15 protein-coding genes are annotated in these 15,874 nt (G+C 66.6%); all 15 read left to right on the top strand.

The window, feature by feature from the left end:
• The first annotated feature begins 353 nt into the window (after positions 1-353).
• The 15 genes from LMF57_RS09730 to fliG all read left to right on the top strand — a co-directional run bounded on the left by LMF57_RS09730 (position 354) and on the right by fliG (position 15,846).
• On the top strand, positions 354-1,571 hold the full coding sequence (locus LMF57_RS09730) for a flagellin (RefSeq protein ID WP_229291293.1): 1,218 nt from the start codon (positions 354-356) through the stop codon (positions 1,569-1,571).
• Between the two features lie 72 nt (positions 1,572-1,643).
• Positions 1,644-2,834 (top strand): flagellin, encoded by a 1,191-nt coding sequence (locus LMF57_RS09725; protein WP_117310363.1) that lies wholly within the window; start codon positions 1,644-1,646, stop codon positions 2,832-2,834.
• Positions 2,835-2,921: 87 nt separating this feature from the next.
• Positions 2,922-4,100: a flagellin gene (locus LMF57_RS09720; RefSeq protein WP_117310362.1), complete on the top strand. Its 1,179-nt coding sequence runs from the start codon at positions 2,922-2,924 to the stop codon at positions 4,098-4,100.
• Between the two features lie 442 nt (positions 4,101-4,542).
• Entirely contained in the window at positions 4,543-5,961 is a 1,419-nt protein-coding gene (fliD, locus tag LMF57_RS09715; protein WP_229291292.1) for a flagellar filament capping protein FliD, read from the top strand.
• Positions 5,962-6,090: 129 nt separating this feature from the next.
• Complete coding sequence (gene fliS / locus LMF57_RS09710) at positions 6,091-6,507, top strand: flagellar export chaperone FliS (RefSeq protein ID WP_117310360.1); 417 nt, start codon at positions 6,091-6,093, stop codon at positions 6,505-6,507.
• Positions 6,504-6,797, top strand: a complete 294-nt coding sequence (locus LMF57_RS09705; RefSeq protein WP_117310359.1) for a hypothetical protein — start codon at positions 6,504-6,506, stop codon at positions 6,795-6,797. Before fliS ends, LMF57_RS09705 begins: the two co-directional genes overlap by 4 nt.
• Complete coding sequence (locus LMF57_RS09700) at positions 6,794-7,372, top strand: PilZ domain-containing protein (protein ID WP_229291291.1); 579 nt, start codon at positions 6,794-6,796, stop codon at positions 7,370-7,372. The genes LMF57_RS09705 and LMF57_RS09700 overlap by 4 nt, the downstream gene beginning before the upstream one ends.
• Before the next feature lie 91 nt (positions 7,373-7,463).
• Positions 7,464-8,096 carry a response regulator transcription factor gene (locus LMF57_RS09695; protein ID WP_025879002.1) on the top strand — a complete coding sequence of 211 codons (633 nt, stop codon included), beginning with the start codon at positions 7,464-7,466 and terminating at the stop codon, positions 8,094-8,096.
• Between the two features lie 300 nt (positions 8,097-8,396).
• Positions 8,397-9,806, top strand: coding sequence for an RNA polymerase factor sigma-54 (gene rpoN / locus LMF57_RS09690; protein ID WP_229291290.1), 1,410 nt, complete (start codon positions 8,397-8,399; stop codon positions 9,804-9,806).
• Between the two features lie 14 nt (positions 9,807-9,820).
• Positions 9,821-10,198 (top strand): response regulator transcription factor, encoded by a 378-nt coding sequence (locus LMF57_RS09685; RefSeq protein WP_025879000.1) that lies wholly within the window; start codon positions 9,821-9,823, stop codon positions 10,196-10,198.
• Entirely contained in the window at positions 10,195-11,700 is a 1,506-nt protein-coding gene (locus LMF57_RS09680; RefSeq protein ID WP_025878999.1) for a sigma-54 dependent transcriptional regulator, read from the top strand. Before LMF57_RS09685 ends, LMF57_RS09680 begins: the two co-directional genes overlap by 4 nt.
• A gap of 249 nt (positions 11,701-11,949) precedes the next feature.
• The gene (locus LMF57_RS09675) at positions 11,950-12,366 is read left to right on the top strand and encodes a hypothetical protein (protein WP_080148827.1); all 417 of its coding nucleotides are present in this window, start codon (positions 11,950-11,952) and stop codon (positions 12,364-12,366) included.
• 458 nt (positions 12,367-12,824) lie between these two features.
• The gene (gene fliE, locus LMF57_RS09670; RefSeq protein ID WP_025878997.1) at positions 12,825-13,190 is read left to right on the top strand and encodes a flagellar hook-basal body complex protein FliE; all 366 of its coding nucleotides are present in this window, start codon (positions 12,825-12,827) and stop codon (positions 13,188-13,190) included.
• Positions 13,191-13,202: 12 nt separating this feature from the next.
• A complete protein-coding gene (gene fliF, locus LMF57_RS09665; RefSeq protein WP_229291289.1) occupies positions 13,203-14,849 on the top strand; it encodes a flagellar basal-body MS-ring/collar protein FliF in 1,647 nt (548 codons plus the stop codon).
• Positions 14,850-14,859: 10 nt separating this feature from the next.
• On the top strand, positions 14,860-15,846 hold the full coding sequence (fliG, locus tag LMF57_RS09660; protein ID WP_099818764.1) for a flagellar motor switch protein FliG: 987 nt from the start codon (positions 14,860-14,862) through the stop codon (positions 15,844-15,846).
• The last annotated feature ends 28 nt before the right edge of the window (positions 15,847-15,874 follow it).

Genomic DNA, 15,874 nt, shown 5'->3' with positions numbered 1-15,874 from the left:
CCATGCCCGGCGGATGTTCCGAAGGCTTCGCCCTGGTAGCGCCGGGCCATGTCCGGCGGATGTTCCGAGATCGCCCATCAAGCCCAGCCGGCCCCCGCCGATACCTTCATCAGCGTGGGTTGGGCATGCCCGACCGCCCCTACCAGGAGTTGCCTTGACGCTTCTCCAGGGCGGAAATCCCCGGAAAAACAGCTTTCAGCGATGAAATTCGGCTGCAACGAAATTCCCGGCTAAAGGTTGTTGACAAAGCGCCGTTATTCATTTGGCAACGGCGAAGCACACAGCCAAACAAAAAAACCAGGCGGCGCTTCGTTCCATTCACCAACGGGTTCCACATAAGAGGAGACGACCCCATGGCACAGGTAATCAACACCAATACGATGTCGCTCAACGCTCAGCGCAACCTGAGCACCAGCGGCAGCTCGCTCGCTACCACCATCCAGCGTCTGTCGTCCGGCCTGCGCATCAACAGCGCGAAGGACGACGCCGCCGGCCTGGCCATCAGCGAGCGCTTCACCACCCAGATCCGTGGTCTGGACGTGGCCATCCGCAACGCCAACGACGGCATCTCGCTGGCCCAGGTGGCCGAGGGCTCGCTGAACGAAGTGGGCAACAACCTGCAGCGCATCCGCGAACTGGGCGTGCAGGCCTCCAACGCCACCAACTCGGCCAGTGACCGCAAGGCGCTGCAGGCTGAAGTCACCCAGCTGGTCAGCGAGATCGACCGCGTCGCCAAGCAGGCCGACTTCAACGGCACCAAGCTGCTGGACGGTTCGTTCACCAGCCAGCTGTTCCAGGTGGGCGCCAACGCCGGCCAGGCCATCGCCATCAACAGCGTGGTCAACGCCAAGGCCGATTCGCTGGGCGCGGCCAGCTTCGCCAACGCCTACACCGGCACCGCACTGGCCGTCGACAAGGCCACCGCCGATACCACCTACTCCGGCCTGCAGATCTCGGTGACCCCGCCGGGCGGCACAGCCACCACGGTCACCATCAGCGACTTCACCGTGAAGGCTGGCGAATCGATCACTTCGGCCACCGCGGCCGCGATCAACAACAAGCTGGGCGAAACCGGTGTGGTCGCCTCCGTCAGCGCCGGCGTGGTCAGCCTGGCCTCGGTCAAGGACGGCCAGACCTTCGCTCTGGGTGTCAGCGCGGCGACCCCGCCGGCCGGCGCCACCGCCGCCACCATCGCCGGCCTGGGCCTGACCGAGACCAGCACCAACGGCGGCACGCTGACCGGTGCAACGGCCAGCTTCGTCAAGGACCTGAACGTCACCACGGCCGAAGGCGCACAGAAGGCGATGTCCATCGTCGACAAGGCCCTCGAATCGGTCAACAGCGTGCGCGCCGACCTCGGCGCGATCCAGAACCGCTTCACCTCGGTGGTCGCCAACCTGCAGACCTCCTCGGAGAACCTGTCCGCATCGCGCAGCCGCATCCGCGATACCGACTTCGCCAAGGAAACCGCCGAGCTGACCCGCACCCAGATCCTGCAGCAGGCCGGTACGGCCATGCTGGCCCAGGCCAACCAGGTACCGCAGAACGTGCTCAGCCTGTTGCAGCGCTGACATGAGCCGCCCCTGAAGCACGTCAGGGGCGTCTGACCCAACTCACGTGCAACCGCTCAAGGACCTCTCCTCATGGCACAAGTAATCAACACCAACACGATGTCGTTGAATGCTCAGCGTAACCTGAGCACCAGCGGCAGCTCGCTGGCCACCACCATCCAGCGCCTGTCCTCCGGTTCGCGCATCAACAGTGCCAAGGACGATGCGGCCGGCCTGGCGATCTCCGAGCGCTTCGGCACCCAGATCCGCGGCACCGACGTGGCCATCCGCAATGCCAACGACGGCATCTCGCTGGCACAGGTCGCCGAAGGTTCGCTGACCGAAATCGGCAACAACCTGCAGCGCGTCCGCGAGCTGTCGGTGCAGGCTTCCAACGCCACCAACTCGGCCAGCGACCGCAAGGCCCTGCAGGCCGAAGTGACCCAGCTGGTTTCGGAAATCGACCGCGTTGCCAAGCAGTCGGACTTCAACGGCACCAAGCTGCTGGACGGTTCGTTCTCCAGCCAGCTGTTCCAGGTCGGCGCCAATGCCGGTCAGGCAATTGCCATCGACAAGACCATCGATGCCAAGGCCAATGCCCTGGGCGGCGCCAAGTTCGACACCAACGCGCTGGCCCTGGCCGATCCGGGCACCAACGCTGACTTCAGCACCACCGGCCTGTCCATCAATGGCGTGGCCATCGCCGACGTGTCGGTCAAGCAGGGCGCCGACGCCGCTGCCACCGGCAAGGCCTCGCGCGAAGCACTGGTGACCGCGATCAACGCCAAGATCGGCGAAACCGGCGTCTATGCCGAAGTGAACGGCACCACCGGCGTGACCCTGACCTCGGTCAAGGACAGCACCAACGCTGACGGCTCGTTCAAGGCCATCACCGCAACCCCGGGCACCTGGACCGGCGCCACCGCGCCGACCTTCACCGCCACTGCCGATACGGCGGCGCCGGCCTCGAAGTTCGCCAGCGATCTGGACGTCAGCACCGTGAAGGGTGCCCAGCAGGCGATGGAAGTGGTCGACAAGGCCCTGGGTGCGATCAACAGCACCCGCGCCGACCTCGGCGCGATCCAGAACCGCTTCACCTCGGTGGTGGCCAACCTGCAGACCTCGTCGGAGAACCTGTCCTCGTCGCGCAGCCGCATCAAGGACACCGACTTCGCCAAGGAAACCGCCGAGCTGACCCGCACCCAGATCCTGCAGCAGGCCGGTACGGCCATGCTGGCCCAGGCCAACCAGGTGCCGCAGGGCGTGCTCAGCCTGCTGCGCTGATCCGCTTCCTGATCGACCATCGGGCGGTGGCTGAGCTGCCGCCCGGCTCCTGAACTACGTTCCACCTTCGCCAAAGGAAAAAGCACCATGGCACAAGTCATCAACACCAACACCATGTCCCTGAATGCTCAGCGCAACCTGAGCACCAGCGGCAGCTCGCTGGCCACCACCATCCAGCGCCTGTCCTCCGGTTCGCGCATCAACAGTGCCAAGGACGATGCGGCCGGCCTGGCGATCTCCGAGCGCTTCGGCACCCAGATCCGCGGCACCGACGTGGCCATCCGCAATGCCAACGACGGCATCTCGCTGGCCCAGGTCGCCGAAGGTTCGCTGACCGAAATCGGCAACAACCTGCAGCGCGTCCGCGAGCTGTCGGTGCAGGCTTCCAACGCCACCAACTCGGCCAGTGACCGCAAGGCGCTGCAGGCCGAAGTGACCCAGCTGGTTTCGGAAATCGACCGCGTTGCCAAGCAGTCGGACTTCAACGGCACCAAGCTGCTGGACGGTTCGTTCTCCAGCCAGCTGTTCCAGGTCGGCGCCAACGCCGGCCAGGCCATCGCCATCGACAAGACCATCGATGCCAAGGCCGGCTCGCTGGGTACCTCGACCTTCGCCACCGGCGCGACCGCTGCCCTGGCCGCCAGCACCGACGGCGCCCGCTTCTCCGGCACCGTGATGGGCGTGGACATCGGCACGGTTGAAGTGAAGGCCGGTGCCACCACCGCTGACGCGTCCAAGGCTGTGGCCACCGCCATCAACGCCAAGATCGGCGAGGCCGGCATCTACGCCGAAGCCAATGACGATGGCACCCTGAAGCTGAGCTCGGTGAAGGAAGGCAAGGCCGTTGCCGCAGCCGATATCGCCCTGATGCGCAGCGACTACGATGCCACCGGCAAGACCTGGGGCGCTGCAGCAGCAGCCGGCGCCTACACCGCCGGTACCGACACCGCGGCCAACGTGCAGAAGCTGGACGTGAGCACTGTGCTCGGCGCCCAGCAGTCGCTGGAAGTGGTCGACAAGGCCCTGGGTGCGATCAACAGCACCCGCGCCGACCTCGGCGCGATCCAGAACCGCTTCACCTCGGTGGTGGCCAACCTGCAGACCTCGTCGGAGAACCTGTCCTCGTCGCGCAGCCGCATCAAGGACACCGACTTCGCCAAGGAAACCGCTGAGCTGACCCGCACCCAGATCCTGCAGCAGGCCGGTACGGCCATGCTGGCCCAGGCCAACCAGGTGCCGCAGGGCGTGCTCAGCCTGCTGCGCTGATCCACGGCAAGAAGGCGCCGCTACCGTCGGGTTGAACCGACGGTAGCGGCAACCCGACAGCCACGGCGTACTCAGGTGCCGGCCATGCCCGGCCCGGGAAGCTTCCCGAACCGGCTTGGCATCGCCCGCCCCTGCGGACCTCTCTTTCAGCGTTGTGCATGTTGACTGTACGTACCGGGCGGCTTCGTCTCCCCCCGATTGTCAGTAGCCTGATCCCTCCCCTGCATTGGGGGAGGGCTTTTTACAGACCCCGGCAGCCCGCGGTGAACCCACCCGCACCCTGCCCCGGACCTCCTGCAACCGGCGTGCCAGAACCGCCCCAGCGGCCGGTGGCACGGCGCATGCATCAACGAAGTCCTCAAGACCCAGCGGCACAGGCCGCTATTTTCGTTGACGACGGGCCGCTGCACGACGGCCAGGCCCGTATACCAGGAGAAACGACGTGGCAGACTTTGGATACGGTGGCATTGGCTCAGGGCTGGACATCTCCAGCATCGTCAACCAGCTGGTCGCAGCGGACCGCAAGCCGGCCGACAATGCGCTGAACCTGCAGCAGTCCAAGACCAAGATGCAGCTGTCGTCGCTCGGCACGGTCACCTCGGCCTTCGACAAGCTGAAGACTGCCCTGACCGCATTGAAGGCCACCACCGCCTTCGACACCCGCACTGTCAGCGCAACCGGCAAGGCCGGCCCCAACAACGCCGACGACGTGCTGACCGCATCGGTGGCGCTGTACGACCTCGGCACCAGCAAGGCGGCCGCAGCCAACGGTACCCACAAGATCGAGGTGAAGAACCTGGCGTCGGCGCACAAGCTGATCGCCGACACGTCGGTGCCCAAGACCGATACCTTCGGTGCCGGAACCTTGACGCTGACCGTCGGCGTGGGCGACAAGGCCAAGACGATGAACGTGCAGGTGGAGGAAGGCGACACGCTTACCACCGTCCGCAACAAGATCGACGCCGCCGGCCGCAAGGAGGGCGTGCAGGCCACGCTGATCAGCTCCGGCGACAACCAGTACCTGTCCATCGCCCAGGAAAAGACCGGCGCGGCCAGCGCGATCAAGCTGGAATACGCCGGCAGCGATCCGAAGCTGAGCGCGCTGGTCGGCAGCCTGAAGGAGAACAGCCCCGCCAAGGATGCGCTGCTGACCATTGACGGCGTGGAAGTGGTGAGTGCCAGCAACACCGTGACCGACGCGGTGCCAGGCCTGACCCTGAACCTGAAAGTGCCGGGCCTGAGCACCGTCACCATCAGCACCGACACCACCGCCGCGACCAAGGTGATGCAGGAGTTCGTCACCGCCTACAACGCGGCCATTGCGGCGATCAACACCGAAACCAAGTACGACGCGAAGACCAAGGAAGCCGCTGCACTGACCGGCGATGCGCAGATGCGGGGCGCGATCGCGCAGCTGCGTTCGACGATGTCCGGCGTGCTCAAGGACCTGGCAGGCGACCAGCTGGACGCCAAGGCGCTGGGCCTGCAGACCCGCGGCTACCCCAATGCCGACGGCACCCTGGTGCTGGACAGCACCAAGTTCGCCGCAGCCCTCGCCGCCCAACCGGAGAAGATCCGCCAGGCAGTTACCGGCGATACCGGTGGTGCCGGCCGGCTGTATTCGCTGGTTGACGGCTACGTCAGCACCACGGTGGGCAAGGAAGGCGCCTTCGTCGCCCGCACCAAGGGGCTGAACACCACGCTGGACAACATCGACAAGCGCCGCAAGGACCTGGACGCACGCATGGTCGGCGTCGAGGCCCGTTACAAGAAGCAGTTCGTGGCATTGGACAGCCTGATGGGCAAGCTGCAGCAGAGCAACACCGCCCTGCAGCAGCAGCTGGCCCAGTTGAACCGCTGAGGAAACACGCACGGCGCTCAAGTTTGGCGCCGCATGCACCGATAACGGACGCAACAGCAATCATCGCAGTGCCGGCGTCAACGGTCCCTTCGACCGCCCCCCGGCACCCCGCGCAAGGGAGAATCACGAATGTACGGTTCCAGCCGTCAGTACGCCGAGCAGTACCGCCAGGTGGGTGTGACCAGTGCGGTCGCCGATGCCGATCCGCACAAACTGGTGGCGCTGCTGCTGTCCGGCGCACTGGAGCGCGTGCGCCGTGCACAGGCCACCCTCGACCAGGGCGACCAGGCCGGCAAGGGCAAGGCGATCGGCGAAGCATGCGCGATCGTCGCCCACCTCAACGGCTCGCTGGACCATGAAGCCGGCGGCGAAATCGCCGGCAACCTGTCGGCGCTGTACGACTACCTGCTGCAGCGCCTGACCGAAGCCAACCTGCACAACGACCGCGCCGCACTGGACGAATCGCTGCAGCTGCTGGGCGAGATCGACGGCGCCTGGAATGCCATTCCGTACGAGCAGCGCCGTCCTGCGGCGGTGTCGCCGTGAGCCTGCTTGCGCTCAACGCACAGCTGGATGCCTTCGAGAAGGCCCTCGACGAAGAGGCCTTCGAACAGGCCGACAGCCTGCTCGATGGCCATGACAGCACCCTGCACGCACTGCTTAGCCAGCCGCTGGGCAGCGCCGACCACGCGCCGCTGTCGGCCCTGCTGGAGCGCCAGCAGAGCCTGCTTGGCCTGCTGCGCCAGCGTCGCGATGCAGTTTCCGTGCAGATGCAGGACGGCCGCCGCTCCCTTCGCGCCGCGCATGCTTACCTGCAGGCAGAATCACTGGCATGACCCTCCTGCCGACCACGTCCCTGCACCACCCGGCTGAAAGCGAGCTGTTCGACGAAACGCTCAGCTGTGAACTGGCCCTGCCCGCCGAGTTCCAGGCCGGCAGTGCAGTGGGCCGGACCAGCAGTGCCGAAGGCCTGCTGCGCAGCCTGGCGCTGGTCGAAGACAGCCGCATCGACGAACACGAAGAGCGCAGCGAAGCCAGCCTGCAGCTACAGCGCCTGGAAGCCAAGGTGGACCTGACCATGGTCCTGCTCGGGCGCCTGATCCGCCAGCAGGGCCAGGAGCCGACGCTGCGCCCGGTGCGCTGGTCGCGCCGCGGCATCCGCCTGCAGCTGGGCCCACGCAGCGGCAGCACGCCCGGCCAGGCCGGCGTTGTCCGCCTGCAACCCAGCGACTGGCTGCCCGACCATATCGACCTGCCGGTGGAAGTCATCGCCGAAGCGGCCGATGGCGGTGGTGGCCACTATCTGTGGCTGCGCTTCCATCGCCTCGGCGATGGCCTGGAAATGGCGATGGAACGGCATCTGTTCCGGCTGCATCGCCGGCAGGTGGCCGAGGCCCGCCGCGCACGCTGAGATCTGCCACCATGACGGTGGACGGTCGGCCCTTGGCGCGCCCGTTCAGCTAAGTTAAGGTGGACCCCCCTCCCCAACCTCCAGCGTGCCTGTGCGAGTTCTCATCGTCGACGATCACACCCTGGTTCGCGCCGGCCTGGCGCGGCTGCTGCAGGGGTTTGCCGACGTGCAGCTCGTCGCCGAGGCCAGCAATGCCGAACAGGCACTGCAGATGGCCCTGCAGCACGCACCGGACGTGGTGTTGATGGACCTGTCGCTGCCCGGCCGCACCGGCCTGGAAGCACTGAGCGACATCCGCCTGAGGGCACCAGGCACGCGCATCGTGATGATGACCATGCACGACGACGCTGCCCACGTGCGCGACGCCCTGGATCGGGGTGCCGTCGGTTTCGTGGTCAAGGATGCCGCACCGCAGGAGCTGGAACTGGCGCTGCGTGCCGCGCATGCCGGCCAGGTATTCCTGAGCCCGCAGATCTCGGCCAAGATGCTGGCGCCGATGCTCGGTCGCGAAAAGCCGACCGGCATTGCCGCACTGTCGCCGCGCCAGCGCGAGATCCTTCGCCGCATCGGCAAGGGCGAGAGCAACAAGGAAATCGCCGCCGATCTTGGCATCAGCGTCAAGACGGTGGAGACCCATCGCGCACGCATGATGGAATCGCTGGGTTGCCGTCGCGCCAATGATCTGCTGCTGCTGGCCGCGCGCCACCAGCACGAACTGGAATGACGTCCCCGCGCCAGCGGTAGTACCGCAGCGCCACTGGCTGGGCCGGCGCCGAAATACCGTCACCCACACGCATCCCGACGGGATTCCGTACAGAACGCACGACCTGCCGCCATGGCCACTGACCACGAATCAATGACTTGGCGCGCATGATCGTCAAAATCCCGCGCTTGTGTAGGGGTTTTCCCTACAAGGTGTCGGGAACGCCACCAACACCCTCAGGAACCCCCCGATTCCGCCCTTGCCGGATCAAAAGCAAGATGTGTTCCACAAGGCGTCGGGGAGCGGCGCCGGGGAACCACGATGAAGGCTGCACTCTCGACCCAGCTGGGCCAACAACTTCACCTCACCCCGCAGTTGCTGCAGTCGATCCGGCTGCTGCAGCTCGACGGCCTGCACCTGGAACAGGAAATCCAGCGCCTGCTGGACTCCAATCCGCTGCTGGAAATCGAAGACGCCGAAGCGCCCGCCGCCGAAGCCACCGATCCGGCCACCACCACGCTGGATACGGCCGCGTTCGACGAACTGCCCGAATCCTCGATGTGGGAGGTGTCCGGCGCCAACTGGCAGGACGGCGACGACGACCGCATGGCGCGCATCGCCGCGGGCGAGTCGAGCGACCCGCAGCTGCGCGTGCTGCAGCGCCTGGCGCTGGACCTGGACGAGCACGAACTGGCCGTGGCCGCCTTCTGGCTGGAACACTGCGACGATGCCGGCTACCTGCAGGCACCGCTGGCGCAGCTGCAGCTGCTGGCCAGTGCGCAGTTCGACATCGATGCCGACGGCGTTGAAGCTGTCCGCCAGCACCTGCTGCAGGGCGAGCCGGCCGGCATGGCCGCGCAGGACCTGCGCGAATCGCTGCTGGCCCAGCTGTGCAGCCTGCACGGCGTGGTGCCGGCCCGGCATCTGGCTGCGCGCATCCTGCAAGGCGCGCTCGATGCCTTGGCCGCGCACGACTACCTCGCCCTCGCCCGCCAGCACGATGCCGAGATCGAGGACGTGCGCGAGGCCGTCCGCCTGATCCTGTCGCTGCAGCCGCGCCCGGGCGACAGCCTGCTGCCCGAGCGCAATGCAGTGGTGGTGCCGGACGTGGTCGCCTGGCACGCCGACGAACAATGGAAGGTCGCGCTGAACCCGGCAACCAGCCGCAGGGTGTCGATCAACAGCCAGTACGAACAGGCTCTGGCTGACAGCGGTGAGGCTGCGCCGGCCCTGCGCGAGATGCTGCAGGAGGCGCGCTGGTTCAGCCGCGGCCTGTCGATGCGTTACGACACCCTGCTGCGCACGGCGCGGGTGATCGTCGAGCGCCAGGCAGCCTTCCTGGTGCGTGGCGAGGAAGCCATGGCACCGCTGACACTGAAGGAAGTGGCCGAAGAAATCGGCATGCACGAATCCACCGTTTCGCGCATCACCACCGGCAAGTACCTGCAGACCCCGCGCGGCACCTTCGAACTCAAGCACTTCTTCGCCGTGCGCCTGGAAGGGGCCAGCGTGTCCGGCCAAGCGGTCAAGGCCATGGTCCGCCGCCTGATCGACGCCGAGCCGGCCGGACGCCCGCTGGCGGACGAGGCCATCGCTGGCCTGCTGTCCCGCCAGGGGGTGAACATTGCCCGTCGAACCGTCGCAAAATACCGCGAACAACTGGATATCGCCCCGGCCCGCGAACGGCGCCGGGTCAACGCCAGGCAACCGCAGCTGGCCCGGGTGGGCTGAAAAGGATGTTGGACATGAACAAGCTCACAGTTCTGCTGGTCGATGACCACGAGGGCTTCATCAACGCGGCCATGCGCCACTTCCGCAAGATCGACTGGCTGCAGATCGTCGGCAGCGCCGGCAACGGCCTGGAAGCGATCGAACGCTCGGAAAGCCTGCGCCCGCAGGTGGTATTGATGGATCTGGCGATGCCGGAAATGGGCGGCCTGCAGGCCACCCGCCTGATCAAGTCGCAGGATGATGCCCCGTACATCGTGATCGCCAGCCACTTCGATGACGTCGAGCATCGCGAGCACGCGCTGCGCGCCGGCGCCGACAACTTCGTCAGCAAGCTGTCCTACATCCAGGAAGTCATGCCGATCCTGGAAGGCCTCAGGGAGGAACGGTCGTGAGCGAATCGCGCATCCTGGTACTGGACAACGACGCGGTGCGTGCCGAGCGCACCGTGGCCCTGCTGGAATTCATGGACTTCAACCCGCGCTGGGTTTCCGACGCGGCCGATTTCGACCTGACGCGCCAGCGCCAGAACGACTGGATGGCGGTGATCGTCGGCAGCCTGGACGACAGTGCCGCCAGCACCGCCCTGTACGCCTGGCTGGGGGGCAGCAGCCTGCCGCCGCCGGTGCTGCTGGCCGACGGTGACGCGACTGCGTTCGCGCAGCGGCATGGCCTGCACGAAGCCAACATCTGGCCGCTGGAAGCACCGTTGCGTCACGCACAGATGGAAGCCCTGCTGCGCCGCGCCAGCCTCAAGCGCCTGGATGCCGAACACCAGGCCGGTGCCGTGCAGGACCAGGGCCCGACCGGCAACGGTCCGGCGGTCAGCGCACTGCGCACGATGATCGAGCAGGTCGCCGCGTTCGACACCACCGTGCTGGTGCTGGGCGAATCGGGCACCGGCAAGGAAGTGGTATCGCGCAGCATCCACCAGCGCTCGCCGCGCCGCGATGGCCCGTTCGTGGCGATCAACTGCGGCGCGATTCCGGCCGAACTGCTGGAAAGCGAGCTGTTCGGCCACGAAAAGGGCGCCTTCACCGGCGCGCTGACCGCGCGCAAAGGGCGTTTCGAAATGGCCGAGGGCGGCACCCTGCTGCTCGATGAGATCGGCGACATGAGCCTGCCGATGCAGGTCAAGCTGCTGCGCGTGCTGCAGGAGCGCAGCTTCGAGCGCGTCGGCGGCAACCAGACCATCCGCTGCAACGTGCGGGTGATCGCCGCAACCCATCGCGACCTGGAAAGCCGCATTGCCGATGGCAAGTTCCGCGAGGACCTGTTCTATCGCCTCAACGTGTTCCCGATCGATGTGCCGGCCCTGCGCGAACGTCGCGAAGACCTGCCGGCGCTGGTGGAAACCATCGCCACCCAGCTGGCGCGCACCGGTCGCGGCGAAGTGCGCTTCACCCCGGAAGCGCTGCAGGCGCTGGCCGGCTACGAATGGCCGGGCAACGTGCGCGAACTGACCAATCTGGTCGAGCGCCTGGCCGTGCTGCACCCGGGTGGCTCGGTGCGCGTGCAGGACCTGCCGGCACGCTACCGCGGCGACGCCGCGTTGGCCGTGCCCGCGGTGGTCGCGGCCGCTCCGGTAGTCGCCAGCGAAGAACGCCTGGACCTGCGCAGCTTCTCGTTCCACACCCCGGGCAGCGGCAACCAGCCGTCGCTCGAGCATGGCATCGCCGTCAACCGCGCCGCAGCGCCGGCCGCGTTGCCGGACGACGGCCTGGACCTGCGCAACCACATGGCCAACATCGAACTGGGCCTGATCAACGAAGCACTGGAACGCACCCAGGGCGTGGTTGCCCACGCCGCCCAGCTGCTCGGCCTGCGCCGCACCACCCTGGTGGAAAAGCTGCGCAAGTACGGCATCGAACGCGAAGCGGCCGAACTGGCCAGCTGACACGCGTTACCAGCATGAAGGGGGCACGAACGCCTGGGCTTGCCCGGGCGTTGGTGTTTGTGGGGGTCCGCCTGATGCGCGGGCGGGTCCGGCGGTTCCATGGCAGCGGCCGGATCGCTCAGTAGATCCACGCCATGCGTGGATGACGGGCGACGGTACCGAGAATATTTCGCTGCATTTGCACGTTTTCCTACAGACAACGCAACCGCACCGCGGAGCATGGCAAGGACATCCCTACGAGGTTCCGCCATGCACCGCCTGACTCTGCTTGCCGCCCTGCTCTGCCCGGCCTTGGCCGCAGCATCCAACTGCACACTGCCCACTACCCTCGACCAGCGCCAGTTCACCAACCTCAGCGATCCGCTGTACCAGCCAGATAATCCGAATGCCGGGCGCATGGTGCAGGTCAGCTTCGGCAGCAATCAGTACGTGCTGCACATCCTCGGCACCGACCTCCGCATCGGCGGCAGCTACCGTTACCAGCAACTGGCTCCGCACATTGCGGAAATCCAGATGACAGAAGCCCACCCCGCCGGCCCCGCCCGCTACACCCTGCTGCTGACCTGCCTGACCGACCACCAGGGCCGCTTCATCTACACCCAGCACGACGGCCCCATCGCCCCACGCCAGCGCCAGAATTCCGGCCGCTGGACCCTGCAGCCATAGGCCAAAAAACCGACGCCGGTGAAATGACGCGTCACACGCCTCGAGAGCAGCATCCACGCATGGCGTGGATCAAGCGTGTCGACCAAGGTCGACACCTACCAAGAGCAGCGTGCCGACCAACGGTCAGTACCCACCAACAGCAGCGGGAACCTGTCGAAGGCGGGGTGGGTCCGGTTGCGGGGGCGTGAGCCGCATGGATGCGGCGACCGAGCTTACATGGACGTACTTGCAGCGGCCCCCGCAACCGGACCCACCCCGCCATCCCTCAGGAAACCCGACTTTGACTTTGGCTGTTGCTGTAGAGGTTGCCGGCCAGCGGCCGGCACTACTGCGGGGCGGGGTGCAACCCCGCACGCACACCCAACCTCCTCACTTCACTGAATCGAAAACCGGTTTCGGCACGGCACTTGCACTAGCTCCAGCAGACACCCCCATCCCTGTTTCTGGAACCGTTGCAGATGTCCCACTCCGTCACTTCGATCCTTTCCCAGATCCGCTCCTACCAGACCCAGGTGGGACAGCCCGCGCTCAACCCGCTGGCCGAAGCGCCGCGTAGCAATGCCCTGCCGGGCACGGTGCTGGATGCGCCGCAGGTCCAGCCTGCCAGCTTCACCGAAACCCTGCGCGGCGCCATCGCCGGCGTCAACGATGCGCAACAGAAATCCGGCGCGCTGGCCAAGGCCTTCGAACTGGGTGAACCCGGTGCCGACCTGGCCAAGGTGATGGTCGCCTCGCAGCAGTCCCAGATCGCCTTCCGCGCCACCGTGGAAGTCCGCAACCGTCTCGTCCAGGCCTACCAGGACGTGATGAACATGCCGCTGTAAGGATAGAACCGCATGGCCCTGTCGCTCTCCAAGGAATCCCTGAACGCCGAAAAGGCGGGCCAGTGGTTCGATCGGCTGCAAAGCCTGCAGATCACCCGTCGGCTCGGACTGATGGCGATGATCGCCGTGGCCGTCGCGGCCGGGCTGTTCGTGTTCTTCTGGTCGCAGAAGCCGGGCATGGTGCCGCTGTACACCGGCCTGGACCAGAAGGCCACCGCTGAAGCGACCGATCTGCTGCGTGCCGCACAGATTCCGTTCCAGCTGGACCCGGCCACCGGTGGCATCACCGTGCCGGAGAAGAACCTGCACGATGCCCGCCTGAAACTGGCGGGCTCGGGCCTGACCGACAGCGGCAAGCTCGGCTTCGAGCTGATGGAGCGCGACCCCGGCTTTGGCGTCAGCCAGTTCGTGGAAAGTGCGCGCTACCAGCACGCGCTGGAAACCGAGCTGTCGCGCACCATCAACACGCTGCGCCCGGTGCGCGATTCGCGCGTGCATCTGGCCATTCCCAAGCCCAGTGCGTTCACCCGCCAGCGTGATGTGGCCAGTGCCTCGGTCACTCTGGAACTGCGGGGCGGCCAGCAGCTGGAACGCAGCCAGGTCGATGCGATCGTGCACATGGTCGCCGCAGCCATTCCCGATCTGGCACCGGAACGGGTGACCGTGGTCGACCAGAGCGGTCGCATGCTCAGCGTCAGCGACCCGAACAGCGAAGCGGCCGTCAATGCTGCCCAGTTCGAACAGGTGCGCCGCCAGGAAACCTCGTTCAACCAGCGTATCCGCGAGCTGCTGGAACCGATGACCGGCCCCGGCCGGGTCAACCCCGAAGTCAGTGTCGACATGGACTTCTCGGTGACCGAGGAAGCGCGCGAGCTGTACAACGGCGAACCGCAGAAGCTGCGCAGCGAGCAGATGAGCGAGAACACCAGCAGGACACCGGGCCCGCAGGGCGTACCGGGTGCCACCAGCAACAGCCCGCCGGGCCAGGCCGCTGCACCGGCCACCGCGCAGGCGCCGACCGAAAGCAGCAAGAACGCGACCCGCAACTACGAGCTGGACCGTACCCTGCAACACACCCGGCAGCCGGCCGGCCGCATCAAGCGCGTGTCGGTGGCGGTGCTGGTGGACAACGTGCCGCGCGCCGGCGCCAACGGCAAGGTTGCGCCGCAACCGCTGTCGGCGGCCGAACTGACCCGGGTCGAGGCACTGGTCAAGCAGGCTGTCGGTTTCAGTGCCGAGCGCGGCGACACCGTGTCGGTGATGAATGCCCCGTTCGTGCGTGACACCACGCCGGTAGAGGGCCCGAACTGGTGGGAACTGCCGTGGGTGCACGATGCCGGGCGCATGCTGCTGGGTGCACTGGTGGTGATGGCATTGCTGTTCGGCGTGCTGCGCCCGGCACTGCGTGGCATCACCGGGCAGAACCGCAAGAACGAAGAACTGGCGCTGGAACCGCACACCGCGGACGTGCAGCTGGTCGATGACGATGGCACCCCGCTGCCGGCACTGGGCGCCGACCGGGTCAGCCTGGGCGGGCCGGAAGCGCTGGCCCTGCCGGTGGATTCTTATGAGGAACGATTGCGGATGGCCCGTGAAGCCGTGAAGACCGACTCCAAGCGCGTGGCCCAGGTGGTCAAGGGCTGGGTGGCCAATGACTGACGTCGCGCCCCTGACCGGCGTGCAGCGCGCCGCCGTCCTGCTGCTGTCGCTGGGTGAACTGGACGCGGCCGAAGTGCTGCGCCACATGGAGCCGAAGGAGGTGCAGAAGATCGGCATCGCCATGGCCACCATGTCCGACATCACCCGCGAACAGGTGGAACGGGTGATGGACCAGTTCAGCCAGGAACTGGGCTCGAAGACCTCGCTGGGCGTGGGCTCGGACGATTACATCCGCAACATGCTGGTGCAGGCGCTGGGCAGCGAGAAAGCCGGCAACCTGATCGACCGCATCCTGCTCGGCCGCAACACCACTGGCCTGGATGCACTGAAGTGGATGGACCCGCGTGCGGTGGCCGACTTGGTGCGCAACGAGCACCCGCAGATCATCGCGATCGTGATGGCGCACCTGGAAACCGACCAGGCTGCCGACGCGCTGAAGCTGCTGCCCGACCGCACCCGCGTAGACGTGCTGCTGCGCATCGCCACCCTCGACGGCATTCCGCCCAATGCGCTGAACGAGCTCAACGAGATCATGGAACGCCAGTTCGCCGGCAACCAGAACCTGAAGTCGTCCAACATCGGCGGCGTGCAGTGCGCGGCCAACATCCTCAACTTCATGGACAGCGGCCAGGACCAGGCGATCCTGGGCGAGATCGCACGCATCGACGCACCACTGAGTGGCCGAATCCAGGACCTGATGTTCGTGTTCGACGACCTGGTGGACCTGGACGACCGCGAAATGCAGCTGGTGCTGCGCGAAGTCAGCGGCGAGCGACTGGGCCTGGCCCTGCGCGGTGCCGACATCAAGGTACGCGACAAGATCACCCGCAACATGTCCCAGCGCGCTGCCGAGATCCTGCTGGAAGACATGGAAGCGCGCGGCCCGGTACGCCTGTCCGACGTGGAAGTGGCGCAGCGCGAGATCCTGGCCATCGTCAAGCGCATGGCCGATGAGGGCACTGTCACCATCGGTGGCAGCGCGGAGGCGATGCTGTGAGCAACGTCGTGCGCTGGCTTGCCCCGGA

Origin of the sequence: Stenotrophomonas sp. SI-NJAU-1 (assembly GCF_020883215.1) — a bacterium.
GTDB lineage: Bacteria > Pseudomonadota > Gammaproteobacteria > Xanthomonadales > Xanthomonadaceae > Stenotrophomonas > Stenotrophomonas indicatrix.
The sequence above is the reverse complement of the archived record's forward strand: the minus strand, read 5'-3'. Positions and strand labels throughout refer to the sequence as shown.

Excerpts from the sequence above, each read along its gene's own strand:
- LMF57_RS09685 (WP_025879000.1), top strand. The coding sequence starts at position 9,821 with ATGAACAAGCTCACAGTTCTGCTGGTCGATGACCACGAGGGCTTCATC.
- LMF57_RS09675 (WP_080148827.1), top strand. The coding sequence starts at position 11,950 with ATGCACCGCCTGACTCTGCTTGCCGCCCTGCTCTGCCCGGCCTTGGCC.
- LMF57_RS09730 (WP_229291293.1), top strand. The coding sequence starts at position 354 with ATGGCACAGGTAATCAACACCAATACGATGTCGCTCAACGCTCAGCGC.
- fliE (WP_025878997.1), top strand. The coding sequence starts at position 12,825 with ATGTCCCACTCCGTCACTTCGATCCTTTCCCAGATCCGCTCCTACCAG.
- LMF57_RS09725 (WP_117310363.1), top strand. The coding sequence starts at position 1,644 with ATGGCACAAGTAATCAACACCAACACGATGTCGTTGAATGCTCAGCGT.
- fliF (WP_229291289.1), top strand. The coding sequence starts at position 13,203 with ATGGCCCTGTCGCTCTCCAAGGAATCCCTGAACGCCGAAAAGGCGGGC.
- LMF57_RS09720 (WP_117310362.1), top strand. The coding sequence starts at position 2,922 with ATGGCACAAGTCATCAACACCAACACCATGTCCCTGAATGCTCAGCGC.
- LMF57_RS09700 (WP_229291291.1), top strand. The coding sequence starts at position 6,794 with ATGACCCTCCTGCCGACCACGTCCCTGCACCACCCGGCTGAAAGCGAG.
- rpoN (WP_229291290.1), top strand. The coding sequence starts at position 8,397 with ATGAAGGCTGCACTCTCGACCCAGCTGGGCCAACAACTTCACCTCACC.
- fliS (WP_117310360.1), top strand. The coding sequence starts at position 6,091 with ATGTACGGTTCCAGCCGTCAGTACGCCGAGCAGTACCGCCAGGTGGGT.